This window comes from Rubellimicrobium rubrum, from assembly GCF_006152115.1.
GTDB classification, from domain to species: Bacteria; Pseudomonadota; Alphaproteobacteria; order Rhodobacterales; family Rhodobacteraceae; genus Rubellimicrobium; species Rubellimicrobium rubrum.
In genome coordinates this window covers 107,584-123,557 of sequence record NZ_VDFU01000002.1, presented here as the reverse complement: position 1 = coordinate 123,557, position 15,974 = coordinate 107,584, and the positions used below count along the sequence as shown (strand labels likewise).

The window sequence follows — 15,974 nt, the reverse complement described above, 5'->3', positions numbered from 1 at the left end:
CATGGCCGAGGTGCAGCTTCGTGGGGTCAGCAAGAGCTTTGGTGGCCTGGAGGTCATCAAGGGCATCGACCTGACCGTCGCCTCCGGCGAGTTCTGCGTCTTCGTAGGCCCCTCGGGCTGCGGGAAATCCACGCTGCTGCGCATGATCGCTGGGCTGGAAGAGGTGACGGACGGCGAGATCCGCATCGGCGGGCGCGACGTGACGGACGCGGAGCCGAGCGCGCGCGGCATTGCGATGGTGTTCCAGAACTACGCGCTTTATCCGCACCTGACGGTGGCGCAGAACATCGGCTTCGGCCTGAGCCTCGCGCGGATGCCCAAGGCCGAGATCGAGGCCAAGGTCCGCGCCGCTGCCGACACGCTGCAACTGACGCATCTGCTGGACCGCAAGCCCAAGGCGCTGTCGGGCGGGCAGCGGCAGCGCGTAGCCATCGGGCGGGCCATCGTGCGCGATCCCAAGGTCTTCCTGTTCGACGAGCCGCTGTCGAACCTCGATGCGTCCCTGCGCGCCGAGATGCGGCTGGAGATCGCGGATCTGCACGGGCGGCTTGACGCGACCATGATCTACGTGACCCACGATCAGGTCGAGGCGATGACGATGGCCGACCAGATCGTCGTGCTGAACGGCGGGCGGATCGAGCAGGCGGGCACGCCGATGGAGCTGTACCGCCGCCCGGACACGCCCTTTGTCGCGGGTTTCCTGGGCAGCCCCCGGATGAACCTGTTCAACGGCGACGCCGCCCGTGCGATGGGAACGGGGGTTTACGGCATCCGGCCCGAGCACGTGCTTCTGTCGCCCGACCGTGGCCGGTGGCAGGGCCGGGTGCGTCATGTGGAGCGGCTGGGCGCGGACGCGATCATCTACCTCGACGTGCCGCAGTTGGGCGAACTCGTGGCGCGCACCGGCGGCGACACCACGCTCGGGCCCGGAGCCCAGGTCTGGGCCACCCCGCAGGACGGGGCCGAGCACCGCTTCGGGGGCTGAGCCGCTAGGTTCCGGCCCCATGGCCGCCCGCGGGCCCGGACGCAGCCCTGCCCGCCAGCCCGGACGCCGCCCCGGACGCCACCGTGTGGCCATACGTCCTGCCATGTCATCAAGATCGCTTAAGAAAGCATGACCGCCTGCGTACGGACCAAATGGTCCCTGTCCGTCGCGATTCCGGGGGCGGCTTGGATCGACTCGGAAAACTCTTGGCTCCGGCCCGGCCACGGCGCGCGGGAAACTGCAAGAGCCGGTGGCGCTTTAAGCGTCGGTTAACCAAGACCTGCGACATGGTTCACACGGCGGCAACTTCCAAAAAGGAAGAACAAGACAATGACGAGGGTGAACGAGCTCGACGACCTGTACAGGCAGGCGGTCCGGCACGCGATGATTGCGGACCGAACAGGGTTCCCGGGTCTGGCGGAAGCCTTGAAGGCCGTCGCCTACGAGATCGAGCGGGAGCGCAAGGACCTTTCGGTTCTGGGCCTACTGGGCCTGGGGATCGATCTGGCGTCGGCGCCACCGCCTTCGGCGGGCCGGCTGCGGGTCGTGTCGGGCGTGAACGGATGACACGGACGGGCCTCTCCGGACCGTGTGGGCCAGGGCAAGGGGACATGGACATGGATCTCAAGGAGTCGGTGGCCGAGCTGGTCCGCGACCTGAAGCGATACGGACGGCGCTACGATACCAAGCGATTCCAGGTCGATCTGGGACGGCTCGAACGCCTGCTGCAAGGAGAGCCGGAGCCCGGAGCGTCCGAGCCGGTGCGCTCGCCTTTGGCGACGGTGCTCCTGTTCAATGCGGAGGTCCGCCGGCGCGAGGCGGATGCGGCCCGCAACGGCACCCCGCAGCCCTGACGGACTACGCCGACAGATTACGACCCCGGTCCCAAGTCTGCGCGACGAGCCGCCCGGTGCTAGGACGTGGAGGAGATCGGCAGGGTGATGGTGCAATGCACGCCCCCGGCGCCGATCTGGTAGGTCGTGCGCGCCTTGAGCTGATACGGAAGCGCCCTCTCGATCAGTTCGCGTCCATAGCCGCGACGCTCGGACTCATCCGGCTCCCTTTCGGTGAGCCGGCACCGTTCGCGCCAGTCCACATGAAGCAGCGGCGTCCCGCCAGGCCCGTCCACGATGCTCCAGCCGACCGCGAGCCGCCCGTCCGGCTGTGACAGCGCCCCGTATTTGAGGGCGTTGGTGGCCAGTTCGTGCAAGGCCAGCGCAAAGGTCTGGACAGTGGAGGATCGCAGGCGCACGCCCGGAGGCCCGCTCAGCGCCACCCGTGCGGGGTGGGCGTCGCCGTCCAGTGTCCCGTGCGCGGCCAACTCGCTCCGGATCAGCTGGTCAAAGGTGACGCGGTCGCCTTCCTCCAGCCTCGATAGAAGGGCGTTGGCTCGCCCGATGGCGTCGAGGCGCGTGCGGAAGCGGTCCCGGAAATCATCGAGCGAGCCCGCCCCGGCCAGGGTCTTGTCGGCCACCGACCGGATCACGGCCACGAGGTTGCGCGTCCGGTGCTGAAGCTCGGACACCAGCACGCGGAGACGGTCGTGGGTTTCGACCTCCTCGGTCACGTCGCGGGCGATCCCTGCGACGCGCTCCACCCGGCCCCGTTCGTCGAACAGGGGGAAGTCGGTGCCCCGGATCCATCGGATCTCCCGGTCCGTCCCGCGCCGGATGCGGAAGCTTTGCGCGACCGAGTCGCCCGCCCGGACCCGCCGGATGTCGTCGAGCAGCCGCGGCCGATCCTCGGGCAGGATCATCCCGGCCCAGCGCAGCACATGGTTGCCCCCGAGCACCTGGTCGCGCGGCAGGCCGAAGATCGTCTCGAAAGCGGGGCTCAGGTATTCGAAGGACAGGGTCGAGGCGTCGCGGATCCACAGAAGATCCGTCGAAGCCTCGCCGAACTGGCGGAAGCGGTGCTCGCTGTGGCGAAGGGCGGCCTCGGCGGCGCGACGGCCGGTCAGGTCCACCGTGACCACGAGCAGCGAGTCGGCCCGGCCGGACCCGTGGCGCAGGCGCGTGACCCGGCTGTTGGCCCAGGCCAGGCTGCCATCGGGGCGCAGGTAGCGCTTGTCGAGATCGGCGCCGCCTTCCCCCTCGAGCGCCTTGGCCACGGCGGCAAAGCTCGGCGCGATGTCGTCGGGGTGGGTGACGTCGGGAATGCTCAGGCGCAGCACCTCCTCTCGCGGGCGGCCGAGGATGCGGCACAGCTCGTCATTCACCTGCAGGAAGGTTCCGTCGAGCCCGACCTCGGACAGGCCCACGGTCGCGGAGGCGAAGATGCCGGACAGACGCTCCTCGCTGGCGCGCAGGGCCTTTTCGGACCTCTTGCGGTCGGTGACGTCCGAGGCCACGCCCGCCGCCAGGGAGGGCCTGCGTCCTGTCACCGGAAAGCTGCGGTCCAAGATCCAGCGCTCCGCCCCGTCGGGCCGACGGATGCGATACTCGATCGAGACGGCCTCGCCCCGGAGCTGCCGTTCCTTTCCAGCCAGGAACGCAGCGCGGTCTTCGGGGTGGAGCGTGTCGAGAAAGCCCGACAGGTCCACCAGGAGCGTGGCCACGGGCCGGCCCCACACGGTTTCGTAGGAGGGGCTCAGGTATTCGAGGCGGCCCTTCTCCAAGTCGGTCACGTAGAACACGTCCTCGATCGACGAGACGAGAACCCGGAACCGCTCCTCGCTCGCGGCTAGGGCATCGCGGGCAAGGCGATGCTCGTGGATGTCGAGGGCGGCCCCGATCCATCGGACGACCCCACGGCCCGGCTCGGTCAGGGGAGCGTGGCGCATCTGGAACCAGCGGTGGCGTCCATCCCTGGCGCGGATGCGCAACTCGGTTTCGAGGGGCTCCTGCCGCGCCTGGGCCTCGGAGAAGAGGCGGGCCGTGCCGGGCCGGTCCTCGGGATGGATCGCCTCCAGCCAGCCGCCGTCCCGCGCGGCATCGGGGGATTGGCCGGTGTAGGCGGTCCAGCTCGGGTGGAACCTCATCGCGGCCCCGGATGGATCGGACTGCCACAGCAGGGCCGGGACCAGACGCGTCAGGGACTCCATTTCCGCATCGCGAGGGCCTTGGGCGACATCGAGACGCAGCCCTTGGGTGGCGGGGGGCAGGAGGTGGAAGACGCCCGCGACCACGCCCGTTTCATCCCGAATGGGCGAAAACGAGGCCGCGACGACGCGCGGCCATTCTCCCCGACCCTGGTTCGTGCGAAGCGGAACGTCGTGATCTTCGACCGTCACCGCCTCGCCGGCGAAGACCCGGTCGAGGATCGGCTTCAGGACCGAGTCATGGACGCCCGGCCAGACCTTGGCGGCGGGGCTGCCCAAGCCAGCAGAGTGCTGGCCGCCGATGAACGGAATGCAGGCATCGTTATGAAGCAGGACCCGCTCAGGCCCCCAGAAGATCGCCACCGGAGCCGGGGACTCCAGCATGATCCCGACAGCCGTCCGCAGGCATTGCGGCCACCCGGCCGGTGCGCCCAGCGGGGACGTTGACCAGTCGGCCGCCCGCATGAAGGCCGCCATGTGGCTGTTGCCCGGCGGCCAAAACGAAAGGGCGGTGGGGAGGTTCATGACCACGATCCCGCTGACGGCTTGATCGCAGCATAGCATGGACCAGGCCCCGCGCTGCGAGATCTATTCGCCCGTCGCCACCTGCCGGCCGACAAGCGGGACTTCTTCGAGAATGAGCGAGAAGAGCACGCCCAGGCCCCCCAGGCCTGCCGCGATCCAGAAGATCGGCCGCAGCGCGTCGGCCACTTCCAGGGCCACCGCGCCCCGCATCTCCGGCGCGAGCCCTGCCATCATCTGGGGCCCGATCTCGCCCGAGCCGAGCTCGAAGCCGCCCAGGGCCGCCGCGAGCCGCGCGGCGAACAGCGCCCCGAAGGCGGCCACCGCCAGCGAGCCGCCGATCTGGCGGAACAGGAGGCCCGCCGCCGTGGCCGTGCCCAGCATCTCGCGCGGGACGGCGTTCTGGACGGCGGTGGTGACCACCGGGAAGATGCATCCCATGCCGAGCCCCACGCAGGCCAGGGACAGGCTGAAGACCGGCACCGAGGTGTCCGGCTGGATGCGCGACAGCAGCAGCATCCCCAAGACGATGAAGGCCGTGCCGATGACCGGAATCTGCCGATAGCGGCCGGTCCGGCCCATGTGCCGTCCGGCCAGGGTGGAGGCGAACAGGATGCCCGCCGTCATCGGGATCAGCATGAGCCCGGATTCGGTGGGCGAGGCGCCCTGCGCGATCTGGAGGTAGATGGGAAGGAAGGTGATCGCCCCGAACATGGCCGCGCCCGCGATGAAGCCGATGACGCTGGTCACCCAGAACACGTTCAGTCGGAACAGTTCCAGGGGCAGGATGGGCTCGGGCGTGCGGCGCTCGATGGCGATGAAGGCGGCCCCTGCGGCCAGCGTGACCGCCGTCAGCCCCAGGATCTGGGGCGAGGTCCAGCCGTAGCTCCGCCCCCCGAGGCTCGTGACCAGCGTGAGCGCGGCCAGGCATAGCGACAGCGTCGCGGCGCCCCACCAGTCGATGGCATGGCCGACGCGCGGGGCCACCGGCTTGAACGACGCGAGGAAGCCCGCCACCGCCAGCCCGCCCAGCGGGATGTTGATGAAGAAGATCCAGTGCCAGCTGAAGGCCTCGACGAACCAGCCGCCCATCAGCGGGCCGATCACCGAGGACACCCCAAAGACCGCCGCGAAGACGCCCTGGATCTTGCCACGGTCGCGCGGGGGGATGACGTCCCCGATCACGGACAGTGCCAGCACGAACAGGCCTCCGCCGCCCAGCCCTTGCAAGGCCCGCGCGAAGATGAGGAAGGTCATGCTGGTGGCGATCCCGCAAAGCGCCGAGCCCAGCAGGAACAGGCCCACGGACACGACCACCGTGTTGCGGCGGCCATACAGATCCCCGAGCTTGCCGTAGATCGGCGCGACCACGGTCGAGGACAGGATATAGGCGGTCACCACCCAGCTCAGGTGGTCCAGTCCGCCCAGATCCGCCACGATCGTCGGCAGGGCCGTCGAGACGATGGTCTGGTCGAGGGCGGCCAGGAGCAGCAGCAGGCCGATCGACACGATGACGAGCCGGACGCTCGTGGCTGGCTGCCCCTCGGACGGGGCGGCCTGGGACGGGGAGGACATGGGGGCTCCGGGGGTGGCGCGGGCGTCAGAGCCCATGGGGGCGAGCTAGGCCAGTCGCCACCAGCCGTCAACGGACGGGCGACGACGGCCGGGGGCGGAGCGCTGTTCCAAGCCGGGCAGCGGGGGTCCGGCGGACCTGTTCCACGCAGGGCCTGGCGCGTCCTCCTGTGATGGGATCACGACCAGGGGGAGCGGGGGGCGCTCCAGTTGCGCAGGACGCTCACGATGCGCAGCCCGGACGCGGCCACCACCCCCGCGATCAGGACCGGCCCTTCCGCCAAGCCGAGCCCCTGGCCCGCCACGACCACCGCCGCGCCGACCAGGGCCGCGAGGGCGTAGATCTCCTCGCGCAGCACGCGCGGCACCTCGGTCACCAGAAGGTCGCGCAGCGCCCCGCCACCCACGGCGGACAGCACGCCGAGGAGCACGCTGGCGAGGGGGTCGAGGCCATGCTCCAGCGCCTTGCGGCATCCGGTGACGGCGAATAGCCCGAGCCCCAGGGCATCGAGAACCATCACGGGCTTGAGCAGGCGGTTCACGACCGGGTGGAACAGGAACGCCGTGAGCGCTGCGCCGAGGGCCACGAGCAGGTAGCGCCGGTCGTCCAAGGCGGCAGGGGGCGTGGCGCCCAGCAGGACGTCCCTCACGACCCCACCGGCGAGCGCCGCGGCCCCCGCCAGAACCAGCACCCCGAAGATGTCGAGCCCCCGCCGGACCGCGACGGTGCCGCCGCTCAGGCCGAAGACGAAGGTGCCCAGAAGGTCGAGAGCGACGACCAGCGTGCCGAGAGTGATCATGCGTGCCGGTCTCCGCCGTTGGGCCCCGCCTGTGGGCTGCCGGGTCCAGCCCGGCCGACGCCCTTGGACACGCCTCCAGGCCCGATGTCGAGGGGGCGAGGGTCAGCTCTCACCGCTGCCGCGGGTCGCGAAGGCCCAGTCCCGGAACACCTCGGCCTCGCGCGCGACCACGGTTCCTGCGGCGGGTCCGGACAGGAGCCAGTAGCCCAGGTCCTCCAGCACCGTCCGATCCGAAAGCTGGACGAGGCGCCCGGCCTCCAGGTCCGGGCGGATCATCGCCAGGGGGCAAAGCGCGACCCCCTGACCGGCCAGCGCGGCGGCCCGGAGGAGGTTGAAGTCCTCGAACACCGGGCCGCCGGTGGGGATCGCCCCGGCCTGTCCGGCCCTGGTCATCCAACTGCGCCAGCCCGAGACGTCGGTGTCGTGCAGCAGGCCCAGATCCAGCAGGTCCAGGGGCTCCGGCCTGTCCTTGCCCAGCCGGTGGAGAAGGGTAGGGGCGCAGACCGGAACGCTGATGCCGGGCAGGAAGGGCTCGGCCCGCACGCCGAGGCGCTCGGGCGGCTTGGCGGCGAACACAAAAGCCAGGTGCACGTCCCGGAAATCCACATCGCGGCCATGCAGGGCGTAGACGAGCCGGATCTCCACCTCCGGATGGCGCGCGCGGAAGTCGGACAGGCGAGGGATCAGCCAGCAGATGGCGATGGACGGGATGGCCGCGATGACCAGGGGCTGGCTTTCACGGCGGCTGCGCGCCCGCTGGCAGGCGGCATCGATCTCGGACAGGGACAGCGACAGCGCGCGGGCCAGGTCCTCTCCGTGTGGGAGGAGGCGCGGGCGGTTGCCGCCCCTTTCGAACAAGGGACCGCCCAGCCAATCCTCAAGGTGGCGCACCTGATGGCTGACGGCGGACTGGGTCACGCAAAGCGCTTCGGCGGCGGCCCGGAACGAGCCCAGGCGGGCTATCGCCTCAAAGGCGCGGAGGGCGTTCAGCGGGGGAAAGGACATGAGGGCGGGCCACCGGCGGCCGGTTGAGATTTCCTCATCGGTGGCACGAGAAACCGTCTTTTGACAAGCGGCCCGTCCCGGCACGACCTTGCCCCCGACGCCGCACCAGCCGCGCGGCCCGCCACGACAGGGAGTGACCGATGGAACGCGAACGCCTTCAGGATTATACGAACAACGGCCAGCGGGTGCAGCCCACCTTCTCGGCCCCCGAGATGCAGCGCCGGGTGGACGCGATCCGCACCCGCATGGCCGAGCTGGGCATCGACGCCGCGCTGTTCACCTCGTACCACAACATCAACTACTATTCGGATTTCCTCTACTGCCAGTTCGGCCGGCGCTACGGGCTGGTCATCGACCATGACCGGCTGACGACCGTCAGCGCGGGCATCGACGGCGGCCAGCCCTGGCGGCGCACCTTTGGGGGCGGCAACCTGACCTACACGGACTGGCAGAAGGACAACTACTTCCATGCCGTCCGCCAGCTCATCCCCGGCGTGAAGCGGCTCGGCATCGAGTTCGACCACGTCACCATCGACACGCTGAACCTGCTGCGCTCCGAGTTCCCCCATGTGGAGATCGTGGACATCGCCCAGGCCGCGATGCGCCTGCGGATGATCAAGTCGCCCGAGGAGATCGCGCATATCGAGAAGATGACCCGCATCGCCGACCTGGGCGGCGCGGCGGTGGTCGAGGCGGTGGCCGTGGGCGTCCCCGAGCACGAGGTGGCGCTGCATTCGACCGCCGCCATGGTGCGTGAGATTGCGAAGGTCTGGCCGCACGGGGAGCTTCTGGACACCTGGACCTGGTTCCAGTCCGGCATCAACACCGACGGCGCCCACAACCCGGTCACCAGCCGCCGGATCGAGCGCGGGGACATCCTGTCGCTGAACTGCTTCCCCATGGTCGCGGGCTACTACGTGGCGCTGGAGCGGACGCTCTTTGCCGAGGAAGCCTCGGACGAGCACATCCGGCTTTGGGAGCTGAACTGCCGGGTCCATGACCGGGGCAAGGAGCTTCTGGTTCCGGGCAACCGCTGCTCGGACATCGCCAAGGAACTCAACGAGATGTACGCGGCCGAGAACCTGCTGCAGTACCGCAGCTTCGGCTACGGCCATTCCTTCGGGGTCCTGTGCCACTACTACGGCCGCGAGGCGGGGCTGGAACTGCGCGAGGACTGCGACACGGTGCTGGAGCCCGGCATGGTCGTGTCCATGGAGCCGATGATCACCATTCCGAACCACCTGCCGGGGGCGGGCGGCTACCGCGAGCACGACATCCTCGTCATCACCGAGGGCGGCAACCGCAACATCACCGGCTTCCCCTACGGGCCCGAGCACCTGATCGTGCCGCGCAAGCGCAAGGCGGCCTGAGGCGCTGCGAGGAACAAATCCTCATGAACCCTGGTGTTGCGCGGTCCGCCAAGCCTCCGGGGTAGTGCCTTCGGCGTCGCGGAAGGTTCGGATCAGGTGGGATGCGTCGCAGAAGCCGGTTTCGGCGGCGATCCGGTTCACCGAACGGTCGGTCCGCGACAGGAGGTGCCTGACCTGCGCAAGCCGGATGCGGCGGTCCGCCTCACGCGGGGTTACCCCGAGCGCCTGGTCGAAGTGCCGCTCCAGCTTGCGCCGGCTGACGCCCAAGCGTCGCGCCAGCTGCTCCACCTTGGGTGGAGCCTCCATCGATTGCTGCATGGCAAGAAGGGCGCGCCTCACCAAGGGTTCCTGGGTGGTCAGTTCCAGCGGCAGACCGGGCTGGGGCCGCTCCGCGCTCAGTTCTTCGTCGATGATCATGATGGCGAGGCTCTTGCGCGCAGCAGCCCGCCCGATGTGGCGATCCACCAGGAACGCCGCGATGTGAGCCGACGACGCCCCGCCCGAGCAGGACAACCGGTCACGGTCCACCACGAAGATCTGGTCCGACACGGGCAGGAGGCCGTCGAACTCGTGGAGGAAGTCCTCGTGGTGAAACCAGCTCACGCAGGCCTTGTAGCCGTTCATCAGGCCCGCCCGGTGCAAGATGAACGTGCCGGTGCAGACGCCCACCAGAGGCACGCCCGCTTCGGCGGCGCGGCGCAGGAAGGCCGTGTGGTCAGGGTGCAGGCGCTCGATCTCGTCCACGAGCCCGCCCACCACGACGATGTAGTCGAACTGCGTCGTGTCGCCGAGCCGGTCCTCGGGGTTGATGCGGATGCCGCAACTCGACTCCACGGGGTCCATCGTGGGGGACAGCACACGCCAGCGGCACAGGATCGGGCGCGAGCGGTCCCCTTCGTCCGCCGCCAGCCGCAGCACATCCACGAAGTTGGCAAAGGCGCAGAGCGTGAAGCGCGGCGCCAGGATGAAGCCGATGCGCAGGCGTGGGGCAGGGGGGGACATAGTGGGCTCCCGAACGAGGTGATGTCGCAAGGATACAACGCGCTTGGCGCAAGCGTACAGGCGTCGCGCATGGCTTCTGTCATGATCGTCCGATCCGGTACGCAACGGCCGAAAGCTTCCCCATGACCCAGTACTCCGCCTTCGCGCTTCTCAAGAACGCCTTGTCCGGCCACAAGAACTGGCGCGAGCAGTGGCCCGACGCGCAGCCCAAGGCCGAATACGACGTGATCATCGTCGGCGCGGGCGGCCATGGCCTGGGCGCGGCCTATTACCTCGCCAAGGAGCACGGCATCACCAACGTCGCGGTGATCGACAAGGGCTGGCTGGGCGGCGGGAATACGGGGCGCAACACCACCATCATCCGGTCGAACTACCTGTATGACGAAAGCGCCAGGCTTTACGACCACGCGCTCGACCTGTGGGAGGACCTGAGCCAGGACCTGAACTACAACGTCATGTACTCGAAGCGCGGCGTGATGATGCTGGCGCACAACGTCCACGACGTCCAAAGCTTCAAGCGCCACATCCATTCGAACCGGTTGAACGGCGTGGACAACCGCTGGCTGTCGCCGGAGGATGCCAAGGTCTTCTGCCCGCCGCTGAACATCTCCAGAGACGCGCGCTACCCCGTCGTGGGCGCGGCGCTCCAGATGCGGGCGGGGACGGCGCGGCATGACGCGGTAGCCTGGGGCTATGCGCGGGCGGCGGCGGCGCGGGGCGTGGACATCATCCAGAACTGCCCCGTCATCGCGATCCGGCGGGGCCCTGATGGTGCGGTGCAGGGCGTGGACACGGCCAAGGGCTTCATCCGGGCGAAGAAGGTCGCGGTGTCGGCGGCGGGGAACACATCGGTCGTGATGCAGTCGGCGGGGCTGCGGATGCCGCTGGAAAGCTACCCCCTTCAGGCACTGGTGTCGGAGCCGATCAAGCCCGTCTTCCCCTGCGTCGTCATGTCGAACACGGTGCACGCCTATATCAGCCAGTCCGACAAGGGCGAGCTGGTGATCGGCTCGGGCACCGACCAGTACGTCAGCTACTCCCAGCGCGGCGGCCTGCCGCTGATCGAGCACACGGTTGCGGCGATCTGCGAGGTGTTCCCGATCTTTTCGCGGATGCGGATGCTGCGGAAGTGGGGCGGGATCGTGGACGTGACGCCCGACCGCTCGCCCATCCTGGGCAAGATGCCGGTCAAGGGGCTTTACGTGAACTGCGGCTGGGGGACCGGGGGCTTCAAGGCCACGCCCGGGGCGGGGCACCTGCTGGCTTGGACCGTCGCCAAGGACGAGCCGCATCCGATCAACGCGCCCTTCACGCTGGAACGCTTCACCACCGGCCGGCTGATCGACGAAGCCGCCGCCGCCGCCGTCGCGCACTGAGGACTCCCCGATGCTCCTGATCCACTGCCCCTATTGCGACGAAACCCTGCCCGAACCCGAATTCACCTATGCGGGCGAGGCGCATGTCGCGCGGCCCGCCGACCCGATGGCGCTGTCGGACGAGGAGTGGCGGGACTTCCTCTTTGTCCGGTCGAACCCGCGCGGCACGCATTACGAGCGCTGGCGGCACATTAACGGCTGCGGGCGGTTCTTCAACGCGATCCGCGACACGGTGACGGACAAGTTCGCGATGACCTACCGCGCGGGCGAGCCGCGCCCGAACCTCGACGCGCTTAAGGAGGCTGCCGAATGACGCAGGCGTTCCGCATCCCCGGCGCGGGCCGGGTCGATCACGCCAAACCCGTCCGCTTCACCTTTGACGGCAAGACCGTGGAGGGGCGCGAGGGAGATACCGTCGCCTCGGCGCTGCTCGCGAACGGCATCCACCTCCTGGGCCGCAGCTTCAAGTACCATCGCCCGCGCGGGATCGTCTCCGCCGGCTCCGAGGAGCCCAACGCCCTTGTCGGCACCTCGCGGGGGCCCGGCCGGTCCGAGCCCAACACCCGCGCCACCATGCAGGAGGTCTGGGACGGGCTGACGGTCGAAAGCCAGAACCGCTGGCCGGGGCTCGACTTCGACGTGGGCGCGATCAACGACCGCTTCGGGCGCTTCCTGCCGGCCGGATTTTACTACAAGACGTTCATGTGGCCGCGCTCCTTCTGGGACAAGGTCTACGAGCCCTTCATCCGGCGGGCTGCAGGTCTGGGCCGCTCGCCGACCGAGCCCGACCCCGACCATTACGCGAGCCGTCACCTGCATTGCGACGTCTTGGTCGTAGGCAGTGGCCCGGCGGGCCTTGCCGCCGCGCTGTCGGCGGGCCGGTCCGGCGCGCAGACGGTGCTGGTGGACGAGCACGCCGAGATGGGCGGCACCCTCCTGTCCGAGCCCGGTGTCCGCATCGACGGGCAGGGGGCCTGGGGCTGGTTGGACGCCGCCCTCGCGGAACTACGCGGGCTCCCCAACGTCCGGCTGATGACCCGCACGACGGCCATCGGCTACTACCACCAGAACATGGTGGGTCTGTGCCAGAAGCTCACTGATCATATGGCCGCGCCTCCCGAGGGGGCGCCGCGTGAACGGCTCTGGCGCGTCCGGGCCGGGCAGGTGGTGCTCGCGCAGGGGGCCATCGAAAAGCCGCTCGTGTTCGACGGCAACGACCGGCCGGGGGTGATGCTGGCGGGCGCGGCGCGGACTTTCCTCCACCGCTTCGGCGTCAAGGTCGGCCACCGCGCCGTCGTGGTCACCAGCCATGACAGCGCCTGGCACGCGGCCTTCGACCTCGCCCGTGCGGGTGTGGCAGTCGCGGCCGTCGTGGATGTGAGGCCAGAGGTGTCCCGCGTCCTGACGGGGCAAGCCGAGGCTCTGGGGATCGAGGTATTGACGGGCCATACGGTCACGGGCACGACCGGGCGGTTGCGTGTGGCCTCCGTCCGCGTGAACCCGGTGCGCGGCGGCCGTGTGGGCGCGGGGCGCACCATCGCCTGCGACGCGCTCCTCATGTGCGGGGGCTGGACGCCGTCGCTGCACCTCTTCTCCCACACCAAAGGGTCGCTGGCCTGGGATGCGGGTGCAGGGGCCTTCCTGCCCGACCGCAAGACCGAGGAGTGCGAGATCGCCGGGGCGGGCCGGGGCCTTTGGGGCATCGCCGCCGCGCTGGACGACGGGGCGAAGGCGGGTGCCGCCGCCGCCAAGGCCATGGGCCGCGTCGCGGGCGTGGGCACCTTCGCGGTCGAGGCGGACCGGACCGGTGACGGCGTGGTGGTCAAGGAACTGCCGACCGACCGGAACGCGGGCCTCGCCAAGGCCTTCATCGATTTCCAGAACGACGTGACCGCCAAGGACATCCGCCTCGCCGTGCGCGAAGGGATGCGGTCGATCGAACACGTCAAGCGCTACACCACCAACGGGATGGCTACCGACCAGGGCAAACTGTCCAACATCAACGGGTTGATGATCGCGGCCGACGCCCTGGGCAAGGAGGCACCGCAGGTGGGCCTCACCACCTTCCGCCCACCCTATACGCCCACGACATTCGGCGCGCTCGCGGGGTACCACAAGGGCAGCCACTTCGAGGTCACGCGCAGGACGCCCATCGACGCCTGGGCCGAGGCGCAGGGCGCGGTCTTCGAGCCCGTCGCTCTCTGGCGCCGGGCCTGGTACTTCCCGCAGTTCGGCGAGGACATGCACGCCGCCGTCGCCCGCGAATGCCGGGCGGTGCGGACCCAGGTCGGCATGTTCGACGCCTCCACGCTCGGCAAGATCGAGGTGGTGGGGCCGGACGCCGCCGCTTTCCTCGAACGGATGTACACGAACCCCTGGGCGAGGCTTCAGCCCGGCCGCTGCCGCTATGGCCTGCTGTTGGGAGAGGACGGGTTCATCCGCGATGACGGCGTGATCGGGCGGTTGGCCGACGACAAGTTCCACGTCACCACCACCACCGGGGGCGCCGCGCGCGTCTTGAACATGATGGAGGACTACCTCCAGACCGAATGGCCTGATCTGGATGTCTGGCTCACCTCCACCACCGAGCAATGGGCCGTGGTCGCGCTCCAGGGGCCGAACGCCCGCACGGTGCTGGAGCCGCTGGTCGAGGGGTTGGACCTGTCGGACGCCGCTTTCCCGCACATGGCCGTCGCGGAATGCACGGTGGCCGGGTTCCCCGCGCGCCTGTTCCGCGTGTCCTTCACCGGAGAGCTGGGCTTCGAGGTCAACGTCCCCGCCCGCCACGGCCTCGCGCTGTGGGAGGCGATCTGGGCCGCCGGCCAGCCGCACGGGATCACCGCCTACGGCACCGAGACGATGCATATCCTGCGGGCCGAGAAGGGCTTCATCCTCGTGGGGCAGGACACGGACGGGACCGTGACGCCGGGCGATGCGGGGCTCGACTGGGCCATCGGCAAGCAGAAGAAGGACTTCGTGGGCAAGCGGTCGCTGCAGCGGCCGGACATCGTGGCCAAGGGCCGCAAGCAGCTCGTCGGCCTTCTGACCGAGGACCCCAAGGTCGTGCTGGAAGAAGGGGCGCAGATCGTCGCGGACCCGAACCAGCCCCTGCCCATGACGATGATCGGCCATGTCACCTCCTCCTACTGGTCCGAAGCGATGGGCCGCTCCATCGCCATGGCCCTGATCGAGGGCGGGCGCGACCGGATGGGCGAGGTGCTGCACATCCCGATGCCGGGCCGCACGTTGCGAGCCACCGTCGCAGCCGCCAACTTCGTCGATCCCGACGGCTTGAGGCTCAAGGTCTGAGAGGCACCCCATGACCGCGCAGATTCACTCCTTCCCCCCCTCGCCCGCCATCACCGTCGAGACGCTTCCGCTCGCCGCGCGGTTCTCCCTCCGCCTCCGTCCCGAACACCGGGAGGAGGCCAAGGCCGCCCTCGGGTTGCCGCTGCCCGACCGCATCGGGCGGACAGCGACCGAGGGCGCCCGCCGCGCGCTCTGCCTTGGCCCCGACGAATGGCAGATCGACGCGCCCGAGGCCGAAGCGGATGCGATCCGCCGCGCCCTGCCGCGCGGCCTGGCCCACGCCTTGGTCGAGGTGACGGACCGCGAGGTGACCTTCCGCCTGCAAGGACCTGCGGTTCTCGACCTCCTTGCCGTCGGGATTGCGCGAGATGTGTCGCGCATGGAGGTGGGGCGCGGCACGCGCACCGTCTTCGACGGCGTGCAGGCCGTGCTGGTCCGCGAGGCCGAGGACCGCTTCACCCTGGCGGTCTGGCGCAGCTTCTCCCCGCATGTGGAGGAACTCCTCCAACGCGGAGCCCGAGAGATCGCGCTCGGGCTCTGAGCCTCGTCGACCCCGAGAAGCCGGCCATCACCTCGGGCATCCGCCTCGGCAACCCGGCCGGCACGACGAGCGGTTTGGGCGAGGCCAAGTTCGTGCAGGTCGGGACGCTGATCCTTCGGGTGCTCCGGGCGTTGTCCGACAAGGGTGATGAGGGAGATCCGGCCGTCGAGGGCGAGGTCCGGGCCGAGGTGCATGGCCTTTGCAGTGCTTTCCCGATCACCGCCGACTGAACGCCGGGGCCCCACGATCTCGGTGCCCGGTCAGGATGGGCGCCGAGGCCGTGACCCGGCCAAGGTCGCGGACCCCTTCGGTCTTACCGCTGGCCCATGCGCGCGGTTCGTGGTCCGCTCCGACAGCGTGCGGGCAGTGTGTTGGCCCGTGGAGATGTGCGGCAGGGCGCGGAACATCGGGTTCCTGCCCGCGTTTCGAAGTGGCCTGCCCGAGGCGTTCAT

General features: G+C 69.6%; 14 protein-coding genes. 9 read left to right on the top strand and 5 right to left on the bottom strand.

Annotation, left to right across the window (positions count from 1 at the left end):
• Position 1 precedes the first annotated feature (1 nt).
• The 3 genes from FHG66_RS02230 to FHG66_RS02220 all read left to right on the top strand — a co-directional run bounded on the left by FHG66_RS02230 (position 2) and on the right by FHG66_RS02220 (position 1,839).
• Complete coding sequence (locus FHG66_RS02230) at positions 2 to 985, top strand: ABC transporter ATP-binding protein (RefSeq protein ID WP_139075065.1); 984 nt, start codon at positions 2 to 4, stop codon at positions 983 to 985.
• A gap of 330 nt (positions 986 to 1,315) precedes the next feature.
• Positions 1,316 to 1,552, top strand: coding sequence for a hypothetical protein (locus FHG66_RS02225; protein WP_139075064.1), 237 nt, complete (start codon positions 1,316 to 1,318; stop codon positions 1,550 to 1,552).
• Between the two features lie 50 nt (positions 1,553 to 1,602).
• Entirely contained in the window at positions 1,603 to 1,839 is a 237-nt protein-coding gene (locus FHG66_RS02220) for a hypothetical protein (protein WP_139075063.1), read from the top strand.
• A 59-nt stretch (positions 1,840 to 1,898) separates the two neighbouring features.
• Here the strand turns inward: FHG66_RS02220 and FHG66_RS02215 are convergent, their stop codons facing one another.
• From FHG66_RS02215 to FHG66_RS02200, 4 genes are all read right to left on the bottom strand, one after another.
• The gene (locus FHG66_RS02215) at positions 1,899 to 4,550 is read right to left on the bottom strand and encodes a PAS domain-containing sensor histidine kinase (protein WP_176556091.1); all 2,652 of its coding nucleotides are present in this window, start codon (positions 4,548 to 4,550) and stop codon (positions 1,899 to 1,901) included.
• Between the two features lie 63 nt (positions 4,551 to 4,613).
• Entirely contained in the window at positions 4,614 to 6,122 is a 1,509-nt protein-coding gene (locus tag FHG66_RS02210; protein WP_139075061.1) for an MDR family MFS transporter, read from the bottom strand.
• A gap of 176 nt (positions 6,123 to 6,298) precedes the next feature.
• Complete coding sequence (locus FHG66_RS02205) at positions 6,299 to 6,919, bottom strand: trimeric intracellular cation channel family protein (RefSeq protein WP_139075060.1); 621 nt, start codon at positions 6,917 to 6,919, stop codon at positions 6,299 to 6,301.
• A 102-nt stretch (positions 6,920 to 7,021) separates the two neighbouring features.
• Complete coding sequence (locus FHG66_RS02200) at positions 7,022 to 7,924, bottom strand: LysR substrate-binding domain-containing protein (protein ID WP_139075059.1); 903 nt, start codon at positions 7,922 to 7,924, stop codon at positions 7,022 to 7,024.
• A gap of 140 nt (positions 7,925 to 8,064) precedes the next feature.
• On the opposite strand from FHG66_RS02200, the gene FHG66_RS02195 reads away from it, so the two are divergent.
• Positions 8,065 to 9,294, top strand: coding sequence for an aminopeptidase P family protein (locus tag FHG66_RS02195; protein WP_139075058.1), 1,230 nt, complete (start codon positions 8,065 to 8,067; stop codon positions 9,292 to 9,294).
• Between the two features lie 21 nt (positions 9,295 to 9,315).
• Here the strand turns inward: FHG66_RS02195 and FHG66_RS02190 are convergent, their stop codons facing one another.
• Positions 9,316 to 10,296 carry a GlxA family transcriptional regulator gene (locus FHG66_RS02190; protein WP_139075057.1) on the bottom strand — a complete coding sequence of 327 codons (981 nt, stop codon included), beginning with the start codon at positions 10,294 to 10,296 and terminating at the stop codon, positions 9,316 to 9,318.
• 122 nt (positions 10,297 to 10,418) lie between these two features.
• On the opposite strand from FHG66_RS02190, the gene FHG66_RS02185 reads away from it, so the two are divergent.
• From FHG66_RS02185 to FHG66_RS21450, 5 genes are all read left to right on the top strand, one after another.
• Entirely contained in the window at positions 10,419 to 11,672 is a 1,254-nt protein-coding gene (locus FHG66_RS02185) for a sarcosine oxidase subunit beta family protein (RefSeq protein WP_139075056.1), read from the top strand.
• A 10-nt stretch (positions 11,673 to 11,682) separates the two neighbouring features.
• Positions 11,683 to 11,985 carry a sarcosine oxidase subunit delta gene (locus tag FHG66_RS02180; protein WP_139075055.1) on the top strand — a complete coding sequence of 101 codons (303 nt, stop codon included), beginning with the start codon at positions 11,683 to 11,685 and terminating at the stop codon, positions 11,983 to 11,985.
• On the top strand, positions 11,982 to 14,981 hold the full coding sequence (locus FHG66_RS02175) for a sarcosine oxidase subunit alpha (protein WP_139075054.1): 3,000 nt from the start codon (positions 11,982 to 11,984) through the stop codon (positions 14,979 to 14,981). The genes FHG66_RS02180 and FHG66_RS02175 overlap by 4 nt, the downstream gene beginning before the upstream one ends.
• Before the next feature lie 10 nt (positions 14,982 to 14,991).
• The gene (locus FHG66_RS02170) at positions 14,992 to 15,522 is read left to right on the top strand and encodes a sarcosine oxidase subunit gamma (protein WP_139075053.1); all 531 of its coding nucleotides are present in this window, start codon (positions 14,992 to 14,994) and stop codon (positions 15,520 to 15,522) included.
• Positions 15,523 to 15,596: 74 nt separating this feature from the next.
• Entirely contained in the window at positions 15,597 to 15,752 is a 156-nt protein-coding gene (locus FHG66_RS21450; protein WP_176556090.1) for a hypothetical protein, read from the top strand.
• The last annotated feature ends 222 nt before the right edge of the window (positions 15,753 to 15,974 follow it).